The sequence below is a fragment of the Alcanivorax sp. 97CO-5 genome, assembly GCF_000524665.1.
GTDB classification, from domain to species: domain Bacteria; phylum Pseudomonadota; class Gammaproteobacteria; order Pseudomonadales; family Alcanivoracaceae; genus Alcanivorax; species Alcanivorax borkumensis.
Genome location: NZ_KI965885.1, coordinates 1 through 24,368, shown reverse-complemented (window position 1 = coordinate 24,368; position 24,368 = coordinate 1). Strand labels below are relative to the sequence as shown.

General features: G+C 55.6%; 20 protein-coding genes. 7 read left to right on the top strand and 13 right to left on the bottom strand.

The annotated features are described in order from the left end of the window. Window positions 1-309: 309 nt before the first annotated feature. Window positions 310-1,098: a M48 family metallopeptidase gene (locus tag Y017_RS05945; protein WP_035459613.1), complete on the top strand. Its 789-nt coding sequence runs from the start codon at window positions 310-312 to the stop codon at window positions 1,096-1,098. Between the two features lie 294 nt (window positions 1,099-1,392). Here Y017_RS05945 and hldE read toward each other — a convergent pair whose 3' ends face one another. After that, on the bottom strand, window positions 1,393-2,823 hold the full coding sequence (hldE, locus tag Y017_RS05940; protein WP_035459612.1) for a bifunctional D-glycero-beta-D-manno-heptose-7-phosphate kinase/D-glycero-beta-D-manno-heptose 1-phosphate adenylyltransferase HldE: 1,431 nt from the start codon (window positions 2,821-2,823) through the stop codon (window positions 1,393-1,395). Between the two features lie 196 nt (window positions 2,824-3,019). Here hldE and Y017_RS05935 point away from each other — a divergent pair, with 196 nt between their 5' ends. The 3 genes from Y017_RS05935 (at window position 3,020) to Y017_RS05925 (ending at window position 6,358) form a co-directional block, all read left to right on the top strand. Beyond that, window positions 3,020-4,186 (top strand): hypothetical protein, encoded by a 1,167-nt coding sequence (locus Y017_RS05935; protein ID WP_035459610.1) that lies wholly within the window; start codon window positions 3,020-3,022, stop codon window positions 4,184-4,186. Window positions 4,187-4,193: 7 nt separating this feature from the next. Further along, the gene (lpxL, locus tag Y017_RS05930; RefSeq protein ID WP_035459607.1) at window positions 4,194-5,105 is read left to right on the top strand and encodes an LpxL/LpxP family Kdo(2)-lipid IV(A) lauroyl/palmitoleoyl acyltransferase; all 912 of its coding nucleotides are present in this window, start codon (window positions 4,194-4,196) and stop codon (window positions 5,103-5,105) included. A 71-nt stretch (window positions 5,106-5,176) separates the two neighbouring features. Next, window positions 5,177-6,358, top strand: coding sequence for an O-antigen ligase family protein (locus Y017_RS05925; protein ID WP_035459604.1), 1,182 nt, complete (start codon window positions 5,177-5,179; stop codon window positions 6,356-6,358). Here Y017_RS05925 and Y017_RS15550 read toward each other — a convergent pair. The 11 genes from Y017_RS15550 to Y017_RS05870 form a co-directional block, all read right to left on the bottom strand. After that, the gene (locus tag Y017_RS15550) at window positions 6,333-6,851 is read right to left on the bottom strand and encodes a DapH/DapD/GlmU-related protein (protein WP_035459600.1); all 519 of its coding nucleotides are present in this window, start codon (window positions 6,849-6,851) and stop codon (window positions 6,333-6,335) included. The two genes, Y017_RS05925 and Y017_RS15550, sit on opposite strands and share 26 nt — an antisense overlap. Before the next feature lie 2 nt (window positions 6,852-6,853). Further along, window positions 6,854-7,630, bottom strand: a complete 777-nt coding sequence (locus Y017_RS05915) for a sulfotransferase (RefSeq protein ID WP_081737582.1) — start codon at window positions 7,628-7,630, stop codon at window positions 6,854-6,856. Then, a complete protein-coding gene (locus Y017_RS05910; RefSeq protein WP_051428711.1) occupies window positions 7,627-8,580 on the bottom strand; it encodes a glycosyltransferase in 954 nt (317 codons plus the stop codon). Before Y017_RS05910 ends, Y017_RS05915 begins: the two co-directional genes overlap by 4 nt. After that, window positions 8,577-9,908 (bottom strand): lipopolysaccharide kinase InaA family protein, encoded by a 1,332-nt coding sequence (locus Y017_RS05905; protein ID WP_157825236.1) that lies wholly within the window; start codon window positions 9,906-9,908, stop codon window positions 8,577-8,579. Before Y017_RS05905 ends, Y017_RS05910 begins: the two co-directional genes overlap by 4 nt. Before the next feature lie 95 nt (window positions 9,909-10,003). After that, window positions 10,004-10,849: a lipopolysaccharide core heptose(I) kinase RfaP gene (rfaP, locus tag Y017_RS05900; protein WP_035459594.1), complete on the bottom strand. Its 846-nt coding sequence runs from the start codon at window positions 10,847-10,849 to the stop codon at window positions 10,004-10,006. Beyond that, window positions 10,846-11,931, bottom strand: a complete 1,086-nt coding sequence (locus tag Y017_RS05895) for a glycosyltransferase family 4 protein (RefSeq protein ID WP_035459591.1) — start codon at window positions 11,929-11,931, stop codon at window positions 10,846-10,848. The genes rfaP and Y017_RS05895 overlap by 4 nt, the downstream gene beginning before the upstream one ends. Continuing rightward, window positions 11,928-12,953, bottom strand: coding sequence for a lipopolysaccharide heptosyltransferase I (waaC, locus tag Y017_RS05890; protein WP_035459589.1), 1,026 nt, complete (start codon window positions 12,951-12,953; stop codon window positions 11,928-11,930). The genes Y017_RS05895 and waaC overlap by 4 nt, the downstream gene beginning before the upstream one ends. 20 nt (window positions 12,954-12,973) lie before the next feature. Then, window positions 12,974-14,032, bottom strand: a complete 1,059-nt coding sequence (gene waaF / locus Y017_RS05885; RefSeq protein WP_035459586.1) for a lipopolysaccharide heptosyltransferase II — start codon at window positions 14,030-14,032, stop codon at window positions 12,974-12,976. Window positions 14,033-14,040: 8 nt separating this feature from the next. Continuing rightward, complete coding sequence (locus tag Y017_RS05880) at window positions 14,041-14,967, bottom strand: branched-chain amino acid transaminase (protein ID WP_035459583.1); 927 nt, start codon at window positions 14,965-14,967, stop codon at window positions 14,041-14,043. A 40-nt stretch (window positions 14,968-15,007) separates the two neighbouring features. After that, on the bottom strand, window positions 15,008-17,872 hold the full coding sequence (glnE, locus tag Y017_RS05875) for a bifunctional [glutamate--ammonia ligase]-adenylyl-L-tyrosine phosphorylase/[glutamate--ammonia-ligase] adenylyltransferase (RefSeq protein WP_035459580.1): 2,865 nt from the start codon (window positions 17,870-17,872) through the stop codon (window positions 15,008-15,010). Window positions 17,873-18,077: 205 nt separating this feature from the next. Further along, window positions 18,078-19,889, bottom strand: coding sequence for a GspE/PulE family protein (locus Y017_RS05870; protein WP_011589577.1), 1,812 nt, complete (start codon window positions 19,887-19,889; stop codon window positions 18,078-18,080). A 301-nt stretch (window positions 19,890-20,190) separates the two neighbouring features. Here Y017_RS05870 and Y017_RS05865 point away from each other — a divergent pair, with 301 nt between their 5' ends. The 3 genes from Y017_RS05865 to argA all read left to right on the top strand — a co-directional run bounded on the left by Y017_RS05865 (window position 20,191) and on the right by argA (window position 23,613). Then, on the top strand, window positions 20,191-20,871 hold the full coding sequence (locus Y017_RS05865; RefSeq protein WP_011589578.1) for a TIGR00153 family protein: 681 nt from the start codon (window positions 20,191-20,193) through the stop codon (window positions 20,869-20,871). 10 nt (window positions 20,872-20,881) lie between these two features. After that, window positions 20,882-22,150 (top strand): inorganic phosphate transporter, encoded by a 1,269-nt coding sequence (locus Y017_RS05860; protein WP_011589579.1) that lies wholly within the window; start codon window positions 20,882-20,884, stop codon window positions 22,148-22,150. 134 nt (window positions 22,151-22,284) lie between these two features. Beyond that, window positions 22,285-23,613 carry an amino-acid N-acetyltransferase gene (gene argA, locus Y017_RS05855; protein WP_035459577.1) on the top strand — a complete coding sequence of 443 codons (1,329 nt, stop codon included), beginning with the start codon at window positions 22,285-22,287 and terminating at the stop codon, window positions 23,611-23,613. A gap of 276 nt (window positions 23,614-23,889) precedes the next feature. On the opposite strand, the gene Y017_RS15320 is transcribed toward argA, so the two are convergent. Next, on the bottom strand, window positions 23,890-24,368 hold a 479-nt coding region (locus tag Y017_RS15320), incomplete at its 5' end, for a hypothetical protein (protein ID WP_035459574.1).

Here is a 24,368-nt window from a genome sequence, read left to right as displayed (position 1 = left end):
ATAATGACTCGCCAGAACGGAAAGGTGGCCGAACAACAATCCGACAAAGCAATATTACTGTCGGTCTTGGGTCAAAGGCATACAGTGTTCGGTACGGAAGAATTCCGTTTATTCGTCGACAAGTTATTTCTATATATGAAAATTTAACCCCCCGTGTGGCTGGTTTAATTCCGCCTGCGCACCAAATAAAAGGCCCCGCTCACAAGAGCGGGGCCTTTTCGTTTCGGGCGTCCCTACACAACACCCGCAACCTGCGCTACCGTGAAGCATAACTTCGCGGCCTGAGCGCCGCTCCAACAAGGTTTCCCTGTGCGTTTTTTCCTCTTGGCCATTTTGCCTTTACTGCTGGTCGGCTGCGACCAGACTCCCACCGGTCGCGACCAACTGGCGCTAGTACCAGAGTCTATGATGGCGGACTTTGGTCGTCAGACTTTTGTGCAGCTGCAGCAGCAGTTGCCGGTGGGTACCGGCGAAAGCGCCCGCCGAAAGGTGCAATGTGTGGCAGAGCACCTAATCAGCCGCATCCCCGCACGCTTTCCTGGTGCGACCATGCCGACCACCTGGGAGGTGGTGCTGTTCGCAGATTCCACACCTAATGCCTTTGCTCTACCCGGAGGCAAGATAGGCGTCAATGAAGGGCTGCTTAAGGTGGCACAAAGCGACGACCAGCTGGCCGCAGTGGTGGGCCATGAAATCGCCCATGTACTGGCCAAGCACGGCAACGAGCGGTTAACCCAGGAGTTGGGCATCAAAACAGTATTGTTCATCGTTGGGCTGTTCAGTGAAGGTGATGCAGATACCGAGAATATTCGGCAGGCCCTCGGCGTGGGAGCATATCTGGGGATTGCGCTACCGTTCAGCCGTAGCCATGAGCAGGAAGCGGACGCCATGGGCCTAGAGTTGATGGCCAGCGCGGGTTTTGATCCACGACAAAGCATTCAACTATGGCGCAATATGGCCGCCGCAGGCGGTGCCCAACCTATGGAGTTTCTCTCCACCCACCCTAATCACGACAGCCGCATCAAGGCACTGGAGGAGCGGATGGGGAACACCCTGCCGCTGTATCATCAAGCGTCGCCGGTGAACTGCGAACGCTAATCGCATCACAGCCGGCGTTGCTGCGAACAACAACCATTAGCTAGCCACCACGACTTTCAGGGAGACCGCCTTAACCTCCGGCAGCCAATCATCGTCCTTCATAGTCACAGGCCAAAACGGGAACATGGGCGGAGAACCTCAGACGTGAAGACCCCAGAGACGCTTCCGGGGCTTCCTTCCCTGTTATCCTGAAGGCAGAGGCCGGGCAACTCGACATCTCCACAGCCGCACTGAACACGCGAGCAACCGGCAAGTGTTCACTCGCTAGTAATTCATTCTCCCCCCGCGAATCCGTTAATCTTTCTCTCGAATGCGCTCCACAATCTTGGTGGTGGAGATGTCATCGATGAAATCGAGCACTTTTACCTCACCACCATAGCTTTTCACAAATTCGTGGCCCACCACCTGGTCTACGCTGTAGTCACCGCCTTTCACAAGAACATCTGGCTTAATGGACTCCAACAGTGGCTCCGGTGTATCAGTATCGAAAGCCACCACCCAGTCCACCGCCTCCAACGCAGCCAAGACTGCCATGCGGCGCTCAAGCGGATTAATAGGCCGACCCGGCCCCTTCAACCGTCGAATCGATTCATCACCGTTTACCGCAAGCACCAAGCGGTCCCCTTGCCGACGAGCCGTATCCAAATACCCCACATGACCGGCATGGATAATGTCGAAACAGCCATTGGTGAAAACGATTCTCTCGCCCTGGGCGCGAGCATCCTCGATGGCAATCAGCAATTGCGCTTCGCTCATCACGCCACGACCGGAGCCCCCCTCTTGATGCACCGCACGACGCAATTCGGGAGCGGAGACCACCGCCGTGCCCAGTTTCGCCACCACAATGCCAGCGGCAATGTTGGCCAAGGCCACCGCATCTTCCATGGCGGCGCCCGCAGCTAACGACACCGCCAGCACCGAGATCACCGTGTCCCCCGCGCCAGTGACATCGAATACTTCACGGGCCCGGGCCGGCAGGTGCAGCTCTGGCAGGCCATCACGCAACAGCGTCATCCCCTTCTCGCTACGGGTCACTAGCATTGCTTGTAAATCCAGATCACGGATCAGCTGCTGCCCTTTGGCAATCAGGTCTTGTTCATCCTTCACAGGCCCCACCACCGCTTCAAACTCGCTAAGATTCGGTGTCAGCAGGGTCGCGCCGCGATAAGGTTCAAAATTCGTGCCTTTGGGGTCTACCAATACCGGCACACCGGCATCCCGCGCCAGGGCGATGAGCCCAGGGCAATCTCGCAGCGCGCCTTTAGCATAGTCAGACAGCACCAGCGCCCCACAGTGGGCCAGCTGCCGTTTTACCTGCTCTGCAAAAGGGGCGGGGTCCTGATGGTGGAAGGTTTCTTCGAAATCCAGTCGTAGCAACTGCTGTTGGCGGCTAATCACTCGCAACTTGGTAATAGTCGGCAAGCCTGCCACTTTCTGAAAATGGCAGCCCACTTCTGCCGCCGCCAGGCGTTCCTCCAGAATAGACGCCGCCTCATCATTACCGGTCACCCCGACCAATTCCGCGCGGGCGCCCAACGCCGCCATGTTCAATGCCACATTGGCGGCACCACCAGGGCGATCTTCTAGCTCGGTCACGCGCACCACAGGCACTGGCGCCTCCGGTGAAATACGGCTGGTGGGGCCGTGCCAATAGCGATCCAGCATGACATCACCCGCCACCAGAACACGGGCTTGGGCAAAAGAAGGGATGTGCGGGTTTTGCATCAATGTCTCCATAAGACAACAGAGCCGAATTGCCCGCAATTGTAGCATAGCAGTGGAGGCAAACCGGTTCAGACAGTACACTTCGCGCCACAAGACTGCGTGAGTGTGTCACCCGGCAATTACGCATCACCTCGCTGTCAGGGTATCATTCAGTAGCCCTTAACCCTTGGCCAATTTAGAAGCAACAGGACACGCTATGCCACCACTGCCCCCCAACATCATGCAAGGTCGCTGGCTACGCTGGTGGCTCACATTATCATTTGCAGTGATGTTCAGCGGTGTCTTCTTGTTCAGCTCCCGCATCGGCTTACTTAACGTGCTAGATGTGCTTTTCTTTTTGCCCGGTCTAACCCTGCTCACCCGCGCCGTAGTCAGTGGCGATCATCGCCTGATGACCTCGCCTTTTCTTGTTCCTCTTTATCTATTGCTCGCCTGGGCCTTGCTCAGCCTAGCTTGGGCAGAAGAACCCAATTCCTCACGCACGGTGCGCGGAGTCGTGCAGATTGTGGTGATGGTGGGGTTATTTCGTTGGCTACACCTGTATTTCCGTAACACCTTTAAACAAGCCATGGCCAACGGCGCCCTGTGTGCCGTGATTGTGTCTTCAATCGTTATGGTCAGCTACTACACCACTCAGCCATTCAGCAGCCCCCTGTTCAGCGAACCGGCAAACCTGATTTTTCGCATGCCTTCTCTTGACCCCTCCCTGGCACTGATGGCCATGGTGGCACCGACGTTCATTCTTCTGGCACAGGGCATGGAAGAAGGGGCATCCGGCAAAGGCGCCCGCCGCTTAGTTGGTGCCGGGGTCGGCTTTGTGTTTCTTTGCCTAGCCTCTTTGCCTCTGGGGTTAATGTGCATCATGCTTGCTGTCGCTTGGCTGCTTACCCGTAGCTCTCGCCGCTGGCTAAGCCTGATCCCGCTGGCCGCTGCCTTTTATCTGATGGTGCAAGGTGGCCACAGTGTGGCGGTGAACAACTACTTCGCTCACCCCCTAATCGGTAACGGGCTGAATCACGAAACATTGAATGGAGTGCTCGCCTACAACGGCTCTCACCTACAGACCCTCGCTCACCCCCGAAATATTTTTCTGCTATTGATTCACGGGCTGGGATTGGTCGGCCTGGTGCTGTTCATCGCCAGTTGGGTAAGCCCACTGACCGCCCTACTGCAGCGCCAGATCAACTGGCATGACAGTGCGGCCTACACCATTGCTGTTCTGCCAGGCCTGTGTATGACCTACGCCGCCGGCGCATATCTACTCGTGCCATTCCATGCCAGCTGGCTTAGCCTTTGGCTCCCTTTAGCGCTTCTGCTGGCCCGACTCAGCGAGCGCCCAAGCATCCATCCCAACAGTCGTTGAGATTACCATGGGAAAACGCACCAACCGACCTTCACGCCTCTCCGATCCGCGCCTATACCCTAGCTGGCTAGGCGTCGGGCTATTCTGGCTAGTCGGCCAGCTACCGTGGACTGTTTTATTGGCCGCGGGTCGTGGACTGGGCCACCTTGCCTGGCATCTGACAAAAAAACGCCGCCATGTTGTTCAGACCAACATTCGGTTTTGCTTCCCAGAATTAAGTGCCGAAGAGCAAGAAACCTTAGCCAGGCGCTGCATGGTCAGCACCGGCGAAGCCATTCTGGAAATGGCCGGAAGCTTCAGCAACCACCGCATCAACCTTAATAACCGCCTGACTATCAATGGCTTAGAGCATGTCCGCAATGCCCAGGCCGCAGGGCAAGGGGTGTTGTTACTGGGCATGCATTTCAACAGCATAGATGTGGGCTCGCGGTTACTGAGTTGCGCATTTGATATGAATGCAGTCTATCGCCCCAACGATAACCTGGTGATTGATCGCTTGATCAATAAGGGACGCCTGAACTACATGAAAGGCATCGTTAAGCGCACAGATATTCGACATATCGTTCGCTTGCTCAGAAAGGGAGACATCGTGTGGTATGCCCCGGATCAGGATTACGGCACCGCCCACGCGGTATTTGTGCCTTTTTTTGGCGTGCCCGCAGCGACCATTACCGCCACCAGCCGCATCGCCCGCATGGGCAAGGCCGCTGTCATTCCCTGCGCGCACTACCGCCTACCCGGCGGCCGCTACGAAATCGAATTCGGCCCGGCGCTTGAAGATTTTCCCAGTGGCGACGATAAAGCGGATACAGCTCGGGTTAATAGCACAATTGAGCACTATGTGCGCAAGCATCCCGAGCAGTATCTCTGGGTTCACAAGCGGTTTAAACACCAGCTTGATGGCAGATCATTTTACTAAAATTAACACCGAAATATTTTAAGCTACGCAGTCAAACCGCGACCCAAATAGCCAACATGGATTTTCAGTAAATGAACGCCCTATCAGAAAAAGCTATCCACCCCTCCATCCTCATCATGCCATTTTATATTTCCATGTTGGTCTCATCTGATAGCCAAGTATCAAGATTGATTTTTAGCTTTTTCGCCCTTTACATGGCATGCATGCTTTGGAATAAAAGAAAAAAAATCGGCAGCATTTTCAATATTAGCGCTTTTACTGGGGTCATATTGATTTTTTATTTGATGCTCACACTTTTCTGGGGAGAAGGGGTAAAAATCGGCAGCTATTTACGATGGGGCATTGGCTTAATCTTTTTCTGGTTAGGCCTAATCTTTATAGCACAGCTCCCGAAAGAGCAGTTAAAACAGACAGCGACCCACCTTTGCATTGCAACACTTGCCGTGTGCATATATACAATTCTGAATTATTTTTTATCCTCAGACGCACCAGATCGCAATATGGGCCCCGGCATGATTAGCCACCCCATAATGGGCCCCTCAATTTTGATAGCGGTTTCAGCAACATCTGTAATGGTTTTACAAACCATTGACAAATTCCCTGTAAAATTAGTCTCGCTACTTTTCTCCTCTCTGCTGATATATACGCTAACAACCGCCAGCCGGGGGCCATTATTAGCGATGGGAGCATGGGGCATAGCGCTATGCCTCACATCCCCGGTAACCATAAAAACAAAATGGGTAGCGGCATTAGCCGCTTGCTTCAGCCTCGCGCTTTTATATGCTCTTATTCCTGATTTTTTTCACTCTCTTATAGAAAGAGGAAGCACTCATCGGATTGACATCTGGACTGCAACCACTAAAACGCTGGACGACGCGCCACTATTCGGGAAGGGAATAAACCTGAAATTCGTTGATACAGAGCTATCCAAAAGCCTTGTACCCGTTACAGGGCTTAATATTCAGCACCCGCACAACTTAGGCCTTTCAACTTGGCTCTATAGCGGCTTAACGGGCGTCATCTTGCTTTTCGCGACAACCATTTCAGCCCCTTTGATCATGGCAAAGAAAAACGTTCCTGCCTTAGTTGCAGCGGCACCAGTCATTATCACCGTGTTATTTCTTTCTCTAACTGACCTGAGCAAGCTTATTGCGCCACCTTCAGCAATCTGGTTTATTTTTTGGTTTCCGTTTGCCTTTATTGCAGGCCTAAGCCACCGAGAAAAGATTAAAGAGCATGGTCGATATTCTTGATTTTTTTCGCCGGCACTCCGCCCACTAGAGTAAAAGGGGCAATCGACTTAGTAACAACAGCACCAGCGGCAACAACAGCACCGTCACCTATTGATACTCCAGCTGTAACAATGGCTCCAGCGCCAATCCATACATCTTTGCCGACCACGATAGGCGAGCCAGTGGTACCACGCCGCCCTTTATCATTGAGATATAGACTGTGCTGAGCTCCTTCAAAGCTGACTCTGGGCCCGATGCGACATCGCTCCCCTAGCGTAATTGGCGCTTTCGGGCAGGCAAATCGGATTTCTGTATTAATAAAGCAACCCTTCCCGATATGCACCCGCTTTGCGCCACCAATGGGACGTAAGACCACTGGACCATAAACTGTAGAGCGACCTTGCATATCTATACCTGCGGCCTTTAGCAGCAGCCAGCGAATTTTGTCGCTGAATTTCAACCGGGGAAGGTGATTGGCCAAACCCAGAAACACGAACTCCCGCCACTGCTGCATACTCACCACCCCTTTGCACGAAAATAGCGTCGCCGCTTGCCCATGAATCTAATTTTTTGCTCCAGATGCTTCCAAAATTCCGAGGAATCGGAATAGCGGCAAGGAAAGTTTTCTGGCTCAACCCCCTCCAAACATTCCACCCACTTATCGTCCGGCTCGTAACCATGGGCAACCAAGTCCTTCATCAGCTGCGGGTAACGCTCAACCTGCTGCTTCAAGCGAGGAAGGTGCTGCCGCCAACCGGCGATCCTCGACAGGTCAACCTCTCGAACCCCTCCCAATGCGTTCTGCGCATCTTCACCGGATGTCGCCACCTCATGAAACCGATTAAAGTCATGGCGGCGAGATAAAAAAGGAAATCGAGCTTCGATCTGCTTCTGCACCTTCATCGGGTCACGCACCAGGTCTTCATAGCGAAGCAATAAAACACGGTCATAATTGGCGATATTGCCAGCGGCTTTCTCTGCCCGCTTCCAGACTGGGTAGTTGCAGAAGTACATGCCAGGCCAGGCTTTATGCATACTGCAAATCACCGAGCGTGGATCTCGCAGCATAACAATGACATGCAAGTCGGGATCGCGCTTGAGCAGGGGCGCCATCCAAAGCACATCATTGGGCTTTTTGGAAAGCCGTAAGCCCTGCTCATGGGGCGCCACCTTAAAGATGGTTTCTTCATGCTCCGAATGCCCTTGATGGGGATAACAGGCCACAAGCATCTCAGCCATGAGGGTTGTTCCACTTCGCGGACAACCTACCACGTGCAAATTAATCGCACTCATTTTCCGGCCCCCATGATCCTCAGTCGATCAAGCCAGGTGACCGGCGCGGCTTCCTGCATCTCTGTCGCCAGAAGTTGAGGAAATACCGCAGCTCGATCCACCCAACGATGCTTTGTCGTCACCAACGCCTGACCCGCCTTGGCGATACGCTCTGCCGCAGAAGAGTCCGATTCAAGCCATTTGAGTTTGTCAGCCAGCTCATCCTCACTGTCATAAAGCACTACATTTTCATTCTCAACAAACTCCAGGGCAGCTTGCTCTTGCTTTGGCTGGCGCCAAGCCACCAGTAGACACCCTGCTGCCATGGCCTCGAAGTTTTTGATCATATACTCGCCAAACCCGATATCCGCACTAACAAAAAACCGGATCTGGTTAAGCAGCTTATTGTAGTGCCCACCCGGTTCAGCACGCAGCAACGCCAACCGGCCCATTTTTTCCTGCCGCAGCAGGAAGCGTTTGCGCTTTTTGTATACCTTGTTCTTCACCCTGCCAACGAAGGCTGCGCCTTCCGTTCGCGGAATCCCCAGGTCATATATCGTCTCGCTATCGTAGCCTTTGGGCAGGTAACAAGCATCAATACCTTCACCTCGCAGTTGCTCAGCCAACTGCAATCCGGAAACGATAATCCGAACCTGCCCAAGATCGCGCAACACAGAAGGATAACGCTTGTACCACTCACTAGACGGTACGTTGTTCTGACAAACGTCATGGTCGAACACCACTAACCCTGGAGCCCGCTTCAAACAAAGATACCGCCGTCCTAGGCGCCGCAGGTTGGTGTCTGCAATGACTCGATCATAACCACTGAAATCTGCCTCACTGAAATAAGCCTCCAGTCCGTGCTCCCGGGTAACTTCCACATGGTCAAAATCAAAGACATCCCGGGCAGCCTCCCAAAGCGGGCGCGTCACCATTAGCTTTCCGTCAGTGGAGACAATCAGTGTTTTCATAACCAACTCTCAATCCATTGCAATCGGGCCTGATAATAGACCTCAAACTCCTGCATTGCGTCTGCCGCCAGCGCCTCTCGAGGTTTCCAGCTCTCAAAAAGACGACTGCGTTGCCCCTCAAGATTGTGAACCAGTGCTTTCCCAGGAAAGCGCACCATGCCATCCAAATCAATAACCTGCAGGCTACCGTCAACAAAAAGGAAGTTGGTGTACTTACTGTCCCCATGGCTGAATCGCATCAGCAGCATGATTGCGAAGAAATCCGCCATTTGGCTGAGCGCTTTCTCCCGCTCCCGCCCCCCATCTTCACAAATTTCAGGAAGCATGCGCCCATCGACATGTTCACAGACAAGGTATTCCCTGCCCTTCAGCCCCTTGCTTCTTTCCGATACAAAGCACAGCGCTCGGGGAGTATGAACATGTACAAGCCTCAAATAACTCGCATTCATCCAGGAGTTCCGCGCCCGACTACGAAACTGCCGGGCCACTCGCTTGATAAAACTTTTCAGGTTATAGCGTTTGATAACCACCGACTCTGCAGCGAGATCAGTTCGCCATACCGTGGCGCTATTTCCATCCTTGAGACACTCAACTCCTGGCAAGGTGTTATCTATTCCCTTCTCCAGCAAGCCTCGCACCTTTTCCTCATCCTCACGCCGGCACATACCGGACAAGCCAGGCTCATTGAGCTCTACAAACTCGGTACAGTCCCGCAAGGATTTCTTAACCAGTTTCCGCAACCGCTTTTCTCGAACCTCAGCCAGCTTCCTAGCAATGGCTTTGGCACTAAAAACATCGCCATACCAACCAGAAACCGTATCGGCAGAAGGTAGTGACAACGGCGGGAATTGAGCCAGAAGCAGAGCAAGATTTTCTAACGCCTTGGAACCGGAAATAAAAGCATTCGAGACCTGGACATCACCAGCATCGATCACATGCCAGCCGCCACCATGCACAATATAGTTATTCAGATGTATATCCCGCTGAAGCACCCCGGCCTTGTGCATCCGGGCAGTCAATTTCACCAATGAATGCAGCAGAACTTTCTGCCCGTCTTCGCCTGCCTCTTTCATGGCAGCCAATGCAGAGCGTCCGCCTAGATGCTCAAGCAGTAAAACCGAACGCTGGTCATCCTCTTCGGCGGCCATAATTCTGGGCGCAGGGATTCCCCTTTTCTGGAGTTGCTCCAGAACTAACTTTTCGCTGCTGAACTCCTTCCGAGAGCGTGACGCTTGGGAAAAAAGCTTGATGATAACGGGCATTCCATCCTGGTCCTGACCCGAATAGATAGCACGCCGCTCGGGCATGAAACGCAGCAACGTATCCACCTGCACAATCCATTTCCCGACAACAAGCATTACCGGGAGTGCCGGGAGCCGGGATGCCAGCAACTGCTCAACAGTGGCCGTGGATACTGCCATCATCAAATATCCTTCCCGGGATGCAGATTAAATTGCAGCGGCAACTCGGGTTCCACCTCGAAATAACGCCGATAGATTTTCTCTGCTTCACGACGCACCGCCTCCCAAAGACGAAAATCCTCCAGCGCCTGCCGTAACGGCAACCCGGTATAGGCCCGAACAAACCGCAGCAAATCACGCCGAGTCATACCAAAGCGAGCCGTGGAAAAATATAACCCGCCTAGATCCTTTATCTGCCAACGCCGCGGCACAGTGCTACGGACCTGAGATCGATGGAGGTCAATGAGATACATAGGGCCGTCAACGTTTTGTTGCTTTACATCGGATTCTGGCATCAGAAAATGTGCCAAATAAAAATCGCGATGATTGATTCCCGCGCCATGCATGGTGCGGGCAATATGGCCAACTTTTGCAATCAGGGCGCGCTTGAAAACCACTGGAGTGTGGCCCTGCGAAACCCATTGCTCTCCGACATCTTCCAGACTCAGGGTATCGACTAAGTCATCGGTGACAACAAAGGACTTAACGGATGCAGGGTTCATCCCCTTACTACCAAAAGCGGCCACAGTCATGGTATCCAGCCCAGCGGCACGGACCGCATCAATGGCTTTCACTTCATCCATGGCCCCCAATACTGGCAATTTACCCTGGGATAAATTTTTGAAAATTTCTTTCCAACCAATGCCCCCGTGGTACTTGAGGAAATAGCTACGCCCATTGCCGTAGAAACGCAGAGTTCTCCGACCTTCCCGTGCCCTGAAGACCTCACCATCCTGTTCGGCAGCTCGAGCAAACGGATCATCTCCGCTCCATAACGCGCCGATGTCATCCCGTAAAAACAGTTTCATCGGCTAACCTCCAGCGCATCCACTACATTCTGAGCTAAACGATACAGCTCTGGAGAGGCGGCGTATTTGAGCCCCGCCGCTTGCCATGGCCCTGGCACGCTTTCTACCATCTCCTGTAATGCCCGGTTCAGAGCCTCCTGACGAAATGGCGAGGTCATGACTTCACCAGCCCCCGCTTCTTTTACATAGCGCGCATAACCACAGGTATCAGTGGTCAACACCGGCAAGCCTGCCACCACAGCCTCAATCAATACCATCCCTGCAGACTCCCGGTAGGCGGGGTGCAGCAACAGGTCTGCGCCTTGCATTAATGCGGGAACATCATGTCTAGGTCCCAGCACGACCACTCGCTGCCTTACCGCTGGGTCCAGGCCGCGCAGATACGGCACCGCATCATCATTCCCCACAATCATCATCACGGCATTTTCCGGCAAACAAGAAAACGCTTCCAACGCCCGGTCCAGCCCCTTCACCTTGAACCCTGAACCGAGGAATAAAATCAGAGAGTCATTATCCGTAACGCCAAGTTCATCGCGAATCAGTGTTCGCAGTTCGGCATGGTTTTCCGGGCGGCGACGGTCCGGCTCGATGCCTGGAGGCAAAACCTGGTAGCGCGAAGCAGGCAGTGAATAATGTGCCAGGTACTCGCCACATTGGTCATCATTCAGGAATAACAAATGAGCGCCGCCTTTCTCCATCACCCGCTGCTCCAGCTTCAGGTAGGTAGCATACCTTGGCAGACAACGAACCAAGGCTGACTTGCTCGCCACATGAGCAGCAAAACAAGTGTCCGCTGCAAAATAAACGTCCAGTCCCGGCAGCCGGTTAAAGCCCAGCACTCGCTGGTAATCGCCCACCATGCTGGTAACGGTAGACGCGAAACTTGCCATGCGGCCATGATTGCTTCGCCCCGACACAGGAACAATCCGTACCGTCACGCCATCCAAAGAGTCGCCCTGCCAGTCACTGACCAAAGCATCGACCTCATGGCCTCTGGCTACAGCCTCACGGGCAATGCGTGCAAAATCGCGCTGCAACCCACCCCAGGGGAAATAGTGATAGAGCACCATGGCAATTTTCATGGCGACTGACGCAGCAATTGCTGCCAAACCTGTTGTGGCTTAAGGCGGCTAAAACAGGGAGGCTCCACGCCTTCGCCTAGCTCACCTCTATAGGTGCACTTCTCCTGTACACAAGGAGCGCAAGGAAAATCAGCCGCCAACGACGACGCACGCATACCCTGCACCCCGGTCAGTACTGGATCGGTAGGTCCGTATAGCGCTACGCCGGGCAAGCCCGCAGCGGCTGCCAAGTGCGCTAGCCCGGTATCAACAGCGATAAAGGCATCCCAGCTCAACAGCTTGTCAGTGAGCGCATCCAATCCCATCTTCGGCAACACAGTCACTTGCTTAAGTCCGGCAGCCAATCGATCGGCCCGTGCTTTTTCTTCGTCGTTGCCCCAAGGCAAATGAATGCGATGCCCGTCACTACTGGCCAACTCCAGCAACTCACGCCAGAACGCTTCCGGGTAATGTTTGGTGGCCCAGGTAGTGCCATGGCAAAACACCAGCTCCGCGGGTTCACTTAGCGGTGTTGGCACATGCTCACGGGGCAGCCCATAATCAGGAGCAGTATCAGGAAGAGGGTAATCCAACGCCAGCGATAACAATTCCCTAACGCGCTGAATAGCATGCTGACCGCGACGCACAGGCAGGGGGTGATCCAGCACCCGGGCAGACAACCCTTCCCGCGCTGATTTTTTATCCAACCCAAATTTGGGCCCCTTGCCCAAACGCGTAACAAAAGCGCTTTTCAGCAGGCCCTGGGCATCAATCACCGCATCATAACGGGTTGCCTGAACCGCCGATTTGAAAGTCGCCCATTCACCAGAACGGCGCGCCTGGACAGGATGCTTACGCCAGCGACGCAGGGCACAGGGAATAACCGAATGAACCGCAGGGTGGCGGTGGGCCAGGTCGGCGAAGCTGTCTTCCACCACCCAGTCCACCTGTAAATTGGGCAGCGCGGCAAGCGCATCAGTAAGTGCCGGCAGGGTGTGAATTACATCCCCCATGGAGGAGGTTTTTATCAGCAGCACGCGCATGTCAGGACCTGTCGATGCGTTCAGGCATCCGCTGTTTCCAGTTGCTGCAGCGCCTCTATCACTTGTGACGGCGGCAACTGACGCAGGCAATTCAAGTGGCCCAGCGGGCATTCACGCTCGAAACAAGGGCTACACTCCAACCCCAATCGTACCACTGCTACCCGCTCGCCCAAGGGCGGGGTAAAGCCTGGCGAGGTGGAGCCGTATACGGCCACCAAGGGTCGTTTCAAAGCCGCCGCAATATGCATTAGCCCGGAATCATTGCTCACCACAGCATGGGTGGCGGACAACAGATCCACCGCCTGCTCAAGTGAGGTATTACCCGCCAACACCTCCGCGTGTTGATCCGCCCCATTTTGCAACGTCTCGACGATCACATCCGCTACCGGCTGATCCTTGCCAGAACCGAATATCCACACCTGGCCACCATGCTCTATCCAGTGCTGGGCCACCGCCGCGTAGTGATGCTCCGGCCAGCGCTTGGCCGGGCCAAATTCTGCTCCTGGACACAACCCCAGCACCGGGCGTTCCAGCTTCAAATCATGGGCCTCCATGGCGGCATGGCGTGAAGCATCACTAACTTGCAAGTGCGGAGCAGTAATCGTGTCCAGAGCCGGAACCGGTGCGTCATCTGGTAACGCCAGCGCCACAAAACGCTGCACCATTAATGGATAACGTTCTTTATCCAACTTACGCACATCATTAAGCAGGCCATAGCGCATTTCACCACGCCAGCCTGTGCGCACTGGAATCTTTGCCGAGAACGGCACCAGCGCAGACTTGAGCGAATTCGGTAGCACATAGCTTTGCTGGTACTTACCACGCAGGGATTTGCCCAGAGCACGCCGTTCGCCAAGGCGTAAATCGCCATGATCAAACGGCAACGACAGCGCGGCGCGCACTTCCGGCATACGCGACAGCAATGGGCGACACCACGCCGGCGCCAACACATCAATGGCACAATCCGGGTGTTGGCGACGCAGTTCGCAAAACAGCGTTTGCGCCATCACCATGTCGCCAACCCAGGACGGGCCGACGACAAGGATGGCGGAGGGCGAGTCGGTCAAGGTAGCCGGCATCCGCCTGTTCAGCTCACGTAAGTGAGCCAGTCTCCGTAGTCATCATCCAGCTTGCCGCGCACCAGATCAAAATACACAGCCTGCAATTGCTCGGTTACCGGGCCGCGCTTGCCTGCGCCGATAATACGGCCATCCAGTTCGCGAATCGGCATAACTTCAGCGGCGGTACCGGTGAAGAAGGCTTCGTCGGCAATGTAGAGCTCGTCACGGGTAATACGTTTTTCACGCACCGGGTAACCGCGCTCTTCAGCCAATTGGATGATCGTTTTACGAGTAATCCCATCCAGGCAAGAGGTCAGTTCCGGGGTATAAACGATGCCGTCGCGAACCAGGAACACATTCTCGCCGGAACCTTCCGCCACGTAACCTTCGTTATCCAACAGCAAGGCTTCATCTGCGCCGCCGGACAGGGCTTCGTTCAGCGCCAGCATGGAGTTCATGTAGTTGCCGTTGGCTTTCGCCTTACACATGGTGATGTTCACGTGGTGACGGGTATAGCTGGAGGTGCGCACCTTAATGCCCAATTCCAGCGCCTCCGGCGACATGTAGGACGGCCATTCCCAGGCTGCCACCATCACGTGCACTTTCAGGTTGTGAGCACGCAAACCCATGCCTTCACTGCCGTAAAACGCCATCGGGCGCAGGTAGGCGTGGGGCAAATTATTTTCGCGAATCGCTGACAGGTGCGCCTCGTTGATCTGCTCTTTATTGAAGGGCAGCTTCATGTTGAGGATATGCGCACTGTTGAAAAACCGGTCGGTGTGATCCTCCAGGCGAAAAACCGCTGGGCCACGATCTGTTTCGTAGGCCCGCACCCCTTCGAACACGCCCATGCCATAATGCAGGGTATGCGTGAGGACGTGCACCTTGGCATCCTCCCAGGGAACCAACTCACCATCCAACCAGATAAAACCGTCTCTTACAGCCATCGACATGCAGTGATACTCCCAGACTAAGGACCTTTGAGCGAACGCCCTACAGGTCGAACCAATGCTTCCAAATCGTTCGAACGCCTTCACGCAAATCGCGGAATTGAGTGTCGTCGACAATGGATTTTTCTTTGCGCAACGAAGCGCGATGAGCCGCGGACCGATAAGCCAGATAGGCTTCCCGCAGCAGGCCAGCATCTTGAGCCGACATAATGTCCAGTGCGGCCAGTGTTTCCAGCAAGCGCACATTATCGGTGAAGCGGGTGAGTTCACCGTGGGAGGAGGCCCATCTCAGAACCCCGTATTGCACCATAAATTCGATATCAACGATACCACCAGGATCCTGCTTGAGGTGAAAAGTGTCCAAGCGTTTATCGGCTAGGTGATTGACCATTTTGCTGCGCATGGCCAACACGTCCTCGCGAAGCTTGTCTTTGGGTCGAGGATCACACAGCACCTGATGGCGAATATCATTGAAGCGTTCCCGGGCACGGTTGCAGCCAGCCACCACGCGCGCGCGAACCAGTGCTTGATGCTCCCAGGTCCACGCATCATTACGCTGATATTTTTCGAACGCATCCATGGAGCTGACCAACAAGCCGGCGCTGCCGGACGGGCGCAAACGAGTATCCACCTCATAAAGCTGGCCACTCATGGTCCGCGTGCTAATGATATGCACAATGCGCTGCCCCAGGCGGGCATAAAACTGCTCGTTGGAGACGGGCTTTTCACCGTCAGTCATGCCGCCACTGGCGGCATCATGCAAAAACACCAGGTCCAAATCGGAATTGTGCCCCAGCTCAATGCCCCCCAGCTTGCCATAGCCCACCACCACAAAATCCGGGCTACAGGGCTGGCCATCATCGCGTGATGGGCGGCCATGGCGCTCCACCATCGGCTCCCAGGCCAACATCACCACCTGGTTAAGAATGCTTTCGGCCAGCCAAGTCAGGTAATCACTCACTTTCATCAACGGCAATACTTCGGTGACTTCCGACGCCGCTACCCGCAACAGATGGGCCTGCTTGAAGTTACGCAGCACTTCCATCTGCTGTTCCAAATCGTCCTCAGCCACCCGCAGCAGCTGCTGACGCAGCTCGTCATCCAACTCCGCCCGCTCCGGTGGCGAGTAGAGGGTGCGTACATCGAGAAGCTCGTCGAGCAATACAGGGTGACGGGTAAGCCGCTCGGCAATCCAAGGGCTAGCACCGGACAGTTTCACAAGCTGTGTCAATGCGCTGGGGTTTTCCACCAACAAGGCTATGTAGGCGCTGCGGCGCAGCACCGCCTCCACAAAAGCGATCAAGCGCCCCGCTGTCGTATCACCGTGCCCCTGGTAACCCAGCGCTTCGAGCATTAATGGCATCAACCGATCCAGCCGCTGCCGGCTGATGGCCTGCATATTCTCCACCGCTCGGCTATCGCGGAAGTCGCTCAGCCTAGCGTACACAGCCTGAGCATCCAGCACCCCGATAGCACTGAGTTGAGCCTGCGCTGCATCTTCATCCAACGCCCCCAACCACAAATCGAGCAGCTCTTGATCAGCACCTTGGGCAGCATCGGTTTCCTGTTCCGGGTCGGCAATCACTTGGCTAAAATGATGGCGCACACTTTCCCGGTAGCGACGCAGCTTGCGCTCAAACGCTGCCCGAGCGGAAAAGCCCATGGCATAGGTCAAGCGCTGCCAGCCCAGCTCATCATCGGGCAGCCGCTGAGTCTGCTTATCCGCCACCGCCTGTAAACGATGCTCCACATCGCGCAGAAACAGATACGCCTCAGTCAACTCGTCGGCCACATCTTCGGGCAACAGCTCCAGCGCCACCAGCTGTGGCAGCACTTTGATTAAATTCGGCTCACGTAGATCAGGCAACTGGCCACCGCGAATCAGCTGGAATGCCTGAACAATAAATTCCACTTCACGAATGCCGCCTGCACCCAGCTTCACATCCGCCTGCATCCCCTTACGATTCACTTCCCTCTCGATCAGGGATTTCATTTCTCGCAGGGACTGGAACGCGCCGTAGTCGATATAACGACGATAGACAAAGGGATTTAAGCGTTTGATCAAGCGGCCGCCGGCCTCCAAATCGCCCGCCATCGGGCGCATCTTGATCAGCGCATAGCGCTCCCATTCGCGGCCCTGGGTTTCGTAGTAACCCTCCATGGCATCGAAGCCGATGGCCAAAACACCGCTCTTGCCCCAAGGGCGCAGACGCATATCCACCCGGAAAACGAAGCCGTCTGCGGTTGTCTGATCCAGCGCCTTAATTAACTGCTGGCCCAAACGCACAAAGAATTGGTGGTGGGTTAGCGCCCGGCGTTCACCTTCGATTTCACCCTCGTGCTCGTAGGCAAAAATCAGGTCGATATCGGAAGACAAATTTAACTCGTGAGCGCCCAGCTTGCCCATGGCCAGCACCACCAGCCGGACCGGCGTGCCATCCGGCCCCAGCGGGGTGCCGCAACGCTCACAGGCCCAGCCATACAATACGGTCAGCGCTTCATCAATGAGCGTATCGGCCAGCAGCGACAAGTCGGCCACGGCACTGTGGTAATCGCCTATCCTGGCCAGGTCCCGCCAAATAATGCGCACCATGTGGCGGTGACGCAAACGGCGCAGGGCCCGCTTGAGGCTGTCTTCATCATCACATTCAGCCAACAGCGCGCGCACTTCTTCTTTCAAGGACGCAGGCGCCAGAGCTTGGGTTAGATCACTGGCCTGCAGCCACTCTCCCAGCCCCGGATCTCGCTGAAACTGAGCAGCAACATAGTCCGATCCTGCCCACACACGGGGCAGATCGACCAACAAGGCATCGGGGATACGGTGTCCGGATTCAATAAAATGCTGCCAGTGCTGACTAACCAGCACCGACAGTTCATCCGGCAGAGAATCGTATTGGGGTTCACTCATGGGCGGCTATTGTCGTACGGCAAAGGCAAAGCTACAAGCGGCAGAACCAAGCTATACGCTGCAAGCGTCAAACCGCGACACGGAAAAATGGCGTTGAAGACAGGGCAACCAACGGAGCCCAGCGCTGGAACTTGGGCCCCTCAGGGCAAACCCAGAACATTCTCGCCCGCGCGCCCTCCTTATTGCTGCCGCGATTGATGCAGCGCTATCCCATCAAAATATCGTGGGAGGGCGTCACCCGCATAACCTCTTCAATGGTCGTCAGCCCCTTGGCCACTTTTATGGCGCCACTGATTCGCAGGGGTTTCATGCCTTCTTTGAGTGAGGCCCGGGTCAGGGTTTCCAGGTCGGCGCCACGGGTGATGTGGTTTTTCAGGGTAGTGCGCAGGGGCATGGTTTCATACACCCCCATCCGGCCTCGATACCCAGTCCCTCGACATTCCAAGCAACCCACCGGCTGATACAGCGTTGCCGGCATCTTCATCTTGAAAGGACGAACCAGCTCCTCCCAGGCTTGCGGGTCGGTTTCGGTGGCCGTCTTGCAGTTCGGGCACAGCGTTCGCACCAGCCGTTGCGCCATCACACCCAGCACCGTGGCGCTAATCATATAAGGCGCCACGCCTAGGTCGATCAACCGGGTGACGGACGATGGCGCGTCATTGGTATGCAGGGTCGACAGCACCAGGTGGCCGGTGAGGGCAGCCTGAATGGCCATGTCCGCAGTCTGCAAGTCGCGAATCTCACCAATCATGATGATATCCGGGTCTTGGCGCAGCATGGCCTTCACGCCTTGGGCAAAGTCCACATCAATATTGGCCTGAATTTGCATCTGGTTAAAACTGGACTCCACCATTTCGATGGGGTCTTCGATGGTGCAAACATTCACTTCGCTGGTGGCCAACTGCTTGAGCGTAGAATACAGCGTGGTGGTTTTCCCCGACCCGGTGGGGCCGGTGACAAAAATAATGCCATGGGGGTGGCTGGTCATCTGGTGCCAGGTATCGTGATCCTCCTTGCTAAAACCCAATTGCTCGAAGCTACGCACCAGCACATCCGGGTCGAATACCCGCATCACCATCTTTTCACCGAACGCGGTGGGCAGAGTAGAAATCCGCAGCTCAATCTCATCCCCTTCCGGCGATTTGGTCTTTAAGCGGCCATCCTGGGGTTTACGCTTTTCCGCCACATTTAAACGGCTAAGAATCTTTAGCCGGCTAGTCACCGCCGCCATAATGGCCGCCGGCAATTCATACACATCATGCAGCACACCATCAATGCGAAAGCGCATCTTGCCGGTTTCCCGGCGTGGCTCCAGGTGGATATCGCTGGCGCGCTGGGAAAACGCATACTGCAGAATCCAGTCCACAATGTTAACGATATGCTGGTCGTCCGCATCGTGGTGCCCTTTACCCACCTCGAGTAGTTGCTCGAAGTTGGTAATGCCCGACATTTCTTGCCCGGTGTTGCCGGTCGCCCCCGCAATGGAGCGGCTCAGGTTATAGAACTCAATCCGGTAGCGGCGCATTTGCTCCGGATTAACCAGCACCACTTCCAGCTCACGATCGCGCAGCACCTGTTGCAAATGCGGCTGCCAGCCGCGCACGAACGGCTGGTCGCAGGCCACCACCACCTTATCGCGATGCACCTCCACCGCCACAATACCGTGGCGCTCAGCGAAGGCGTAACTCATTACATTGGTCACCTGATCCACATGCACTTTAAGCGGATCAATGCTGTACACCGGCAAGCCGCTTTTTTCTGACAGCCAATGAGTCAGAAAGTCCACATCCAAAAGCTGGTGGGTATTGGTGCGATCGGTAAGGCGGTACTTAGCCAGCACCTGAATAGGGTGCCAATTCAATTCTTTCTTTTCCCGCGGCGTCGTGGAGATCACGTTAAAGTCCTCCTGACTGACGCGCCCTTCATCCAGCAATTCACGCATCAACCAGCGCACATCAACCAGAAGGCCGTCCAGCTTGGGGGCATCCCCAGGAGCGCTAACCGTCACTTTCTTCACTTTCTATACTCTCCAACTCTACCCGGGACTCTATTGGCCTGCGCCACACGGCAAAACACCACCTGTGGCAAGCCGAGCCATCTCATTATTCTGGCGTAGGCCGTAGCGACCCATCAGCATCTTTACTGTACCCCTAACATTGACCCCCTGACAGCCCCGCCTGCTTTCTCTATACTCGCGACCCAATTAGTGCCGGAACGGCGACACCGTTGTCACCGTCTTGCCGCGGCTACCCGCCAGCAGCGAATAGCGGCATGATGGGCAGCTGCTCCCAACCCTAACCCTTGGACCCGAGGCGCCTATGTCCTTTGGAAGCTCCATTGCCGGCCTCTTCGGCCGCTCACCAATCAAGCCCCTGCAAAAACACTACGATACCGTCCACGACTGCGCACGCACGCTGGCGGACTTCTTCGCCGCCGTGACGACCAACGACTGGGACAAGGCACGCGCCGCTCGCCAGCGAATTGCCGACCTGGAAAACCAGGCCGACGAGCTGAAAAAAGAGTTCCGTCTCAGCCTGCCCAAAAGTCTATTTCTGCCCATGCCCCGCACCGATCTGCTCGAACTGATCAGCGTGCAGGACAAGGTCGCGAATAAGGCTAAGGATATTTCCGGGCTCATGCTTGGCCGGCAGATGACCATTCCTCCCGTTTTGGCCGACGTAATGCAAGCCTATGTACAAGGTGCCATCGACACCTCCGCCCAAGCCCAAAAAGCCATCAACGAACTGGATGAGCTTATCGAAACCGGCTTCAGTGGCCGTGAAATTCGCATGATAGAAGACCTGATCGAAGAACTGGACCGCCTGGAACGGGCCAACGACGATCAACAGGTCACCATTCGCGCCACACTGTTCAAGCTGGAAACCGAGCTATCACCAGTGGACGTCATCTTCCTCTACAAGATCATCGAATGGGTGGGCGATCTCGCCGATCGCGCCCAGAAAGTGGGCGGCCGCCTGCAGATGTTGGTCGCACGCTAGGAGAGTTCTTATGGAGTGGATGCTAGAGCATAGCTATTTCATGCTGCTGCTGGCGGGCGCCTTCGGGTTCCTAATGGCTTGGGGCGTTGGCGCCAACGATGTGGCCAACGCCATGGGGACCTCGGTGGGAGCCAAGGCCCTCACCGTGAAGCAGGCGGTTATCATCGCCATTATCTTTGAATTTGCCGGGGCCTACCTGGCCGGCGGCGAAGTCACCGCCACCATCCGCAAGGGCATCATCGATGCGGATGCCTTCTCCCACGCCCCGCAATACTTGGTCTACGGCATGATGTCCGCATTGCTGGCCGCCGGTATCTGGTTGATGGTGGCGTCCTGGTTCGGTTGGCCGGTCTCCACCACCCATTCCATCGTCGGTGCCATCGTCGGCTTTGCCGCCGTAGGCTTGGGCATGGACGCGGTGCACTGGGGCAAGGTGGGCTCCATCGTCGCTAGCTGGGTCACCTCGCCCCTGCTGGCCGGGATCATTTCCTTTGCCCTAATCCGTAGCGTGCAACGGTTGGTACTGAACCACGACGACCCCTTCGAACGCGCCAAGAAAGTCGTCCCTTTCTACATGTTCTTGGTGGGCTTTGTTATTTCCATGGTCACCATGGTCAAAGGGTTGAAACACGTCGGTCTGGAACTGAGTTTCTTCCACAGTTTCCTGTGGGCCCTGCTGGGTGGCGCGGTTGTTATGGCACTGGGAAGCTTCTTCCTGAGTCGGGTTGAACCAGACCCAGAAGCCGATAAAGACTTCCGGTTCAGCTCTGTGGAGCGCGTGTTTGCGGTACTCATGATCTTCACCGCCTGCGCCATGGCGTTTGCCCACGGCTCCAACGATGTAGCCAACGCCGTCGGCCCGCTGGCCGCCATCAACAGCGTACTGGCGTCCGGCGGCGAAATCGGCGCCAAAGCAGAAATGCCCAGCTGGATTCTTTTGGTCGGGGCCATGGGTATCGTCTTTGGGCTAGCGATTTTCGGCGCCCGAGTGATGGCCACTGTAGGCAAAAAGATTACCGAGCTCACCCCATCCCGTGGCTTCGCCGCCGAGCTGGGCGCCGCCACCACCGTGGTGCTGGCCTCCAGCACCGGCCTGCCCATTTCCACCACTCACACCCTGGTAGGCGCGGTCTTGGGCGTGGGCATGGCCCGCGGCATTGGCTCTCTGAACCTGCGTGTAATCAGCACCATCTTCACCTCTTGGGTCGTCACCCTGCCCGCCGGTGCGCTGCTCTCCATCCTGTTCTTCTATTTCTTCAAAGGGCTGTTTGGGGCATAGCAAAAAGGCTTCACGCACACAGAAAAGCCGCCCTCCGGGCGGTTTTTTTGTGTGGGCTCATACGCCCCGCATCTAGTATCCGGCACAATCTGCTCGCTATACTGGCCAATCAATCACTTAGAGCCGAGACGCCCGTGTCCACCAGCGCAGCCCCGAACACCGACAGCCAGGTTCACTGGTTCCGCAATTCGTCCCCGTATATCAATGCGCATCGGGGCCGAACCTTTGTGGTCATGTTGTCTGGGGAGCTGCTGGACGGCCCGCGCCTGCCCACCCTGATTCACGATCTGGCCCTGCTGAATAGCCTGGGAATAAAACTGGTGCTGGTGCATGGCGCCAGGCCACAAATTTCCGCCCGGCTGGCAGAATCAGACATTGAATCCACCTTTGAGCAACACATGCGTATCACCGACAGTGCCGCGCTGGATAGCGTCGTGGCGGCGGTGGGCGCATTGCGCCTGAAACTGGAAGGCTTGTTCTCCATGGGGCTGGCTAACTCCCCCATGCATAACGCCAGCATCCGGTTAATTAGCGGCAACTTTGTAGTGGCCAAACCGGTAGGCGTGCGTGGTGGCTTCGACTACCAGCACACCGGCGAAGTGCGGCGCATCGACGTAGACGCCATTCGCCAGCAATTGGGCAACGGTAACGTGGTGCTGCTCTCGCCGGTGGGCGGCTCGCCCACCGGCGAACTGTTCAACGTGAACGCAGAAGAAGTGGCCTCCACTGCCGCCATCGCCCTGGGCGCCGACAAGCTCATCATCATGGGCGAACACCTGCGCCTCGCCGACCCGCAAGGCCACCTGGTGCGCGAACTCAGCCCCCAGCAAGCCGGCAAACTGCTGGCCGGCGACCAATACGAAAACAATGGTGTAGACCGGCAGCTCACCGCCGCCTGCCATGCCGCCAGTAACGGCGTGGCTCGGGCACACCTGCTCGATGCCCAGGTAGACGGCGCTCTAATCAAAGAACTGTTCACCCGCGACGGCTGCGGCACCCTAGTTACTAGGGAAACCTACGAAACCCTCCGTGGCGCGCGCATTGAAGACGTGGGCGGCATTCTCGAACTGATCGAACCACTGGAAGAAGACGGCACCCTGGTGCGCCGCTCACGGGAGCTACTGGAAAACGAAATTCAGCGCTTCGCCATCATCGAACGCGACGGCATGGTTATCGCCTGCGCAGCCCTCTACCCCTTCCCCGAAGAAAAGACCGGCGAACTGGCCTGTGTCGCCGTTCATTCCAGCTACCGCAAAGGTGAACGAGGCGCCCAGGTACTCAGCTATCTGGAACGGCGGGCACGGGAACAGGGGCTGCACAGCCTATTCGTGCTCACCACCCTCACCGCGCACTGGTTTCAGCAACAGGGGTTTGAGGCAGCGGGCGTAGAAGCGCTGCCGGGAGCCAGGCAGTCGCTGTATAACTGGCAGCGGAATTCGAAGGTGTTTGTGAAGGGGCTTTGAAGGTTATGGCCAGATTTCTAGCGCTTGGCCTCAGCGGGTCAATTGTAACGACGAAAGGAGTAGTGTCCACTCTCCCTTTAANCTAAACTAGAGTTTTCCACTTTCTGGCGGCATGTCGCCCAGACTTTCATGCGGACCTTTTTAATTATTTTCACAAAGTAACTTCCGATAATTGTCCAATCGTTTTAATACAGATTCGAGAAATTTAACGCCGCGTTCACCGTCCGGCAACAGCCTCTTGTTAAGTTGCTGATACACGGCCGTTCCGAAGTTTTTCTACACGCTAGCCAACGCTTCGCGGCTTGCCTTTGTGAGGCCAACAGGATCACGCACAGATTCCCATTTTTCGAATACAGCTAATGCCTCCTCGCCTCGCTTCTGGCGCACGAGAAGCATGGTAAGACGATTTATGGGCGCTTCCTGATACCTGTGCGCCGCAGCAGTTGGGTTTTCTTTGTTTAAGTCAACCAGCGAATTCAATGCTGCTTCGTAGTTGGCAATTGCCGCCTCTGCTGGAGATGATTTCTCAGAGGCTAGTGCGTCCTTGACTAAGCGGTCGACCTTCTCTGCAATTTCGCGATGCTTCTTGTGCGCAGACCAGTCGATTTCCCCCTTTGTAAGACGGATTAGGGGGCCAAAGTGGCGTTCTTTTCCAAGCAATCGATGCCACCAGCGCGTCCCCCCAAGGACCTTTTCCACTTTTGCTGAGACCGGTTCTCCTCGAAGGATTGTAATCCCCCCATTTTTAACCGCCC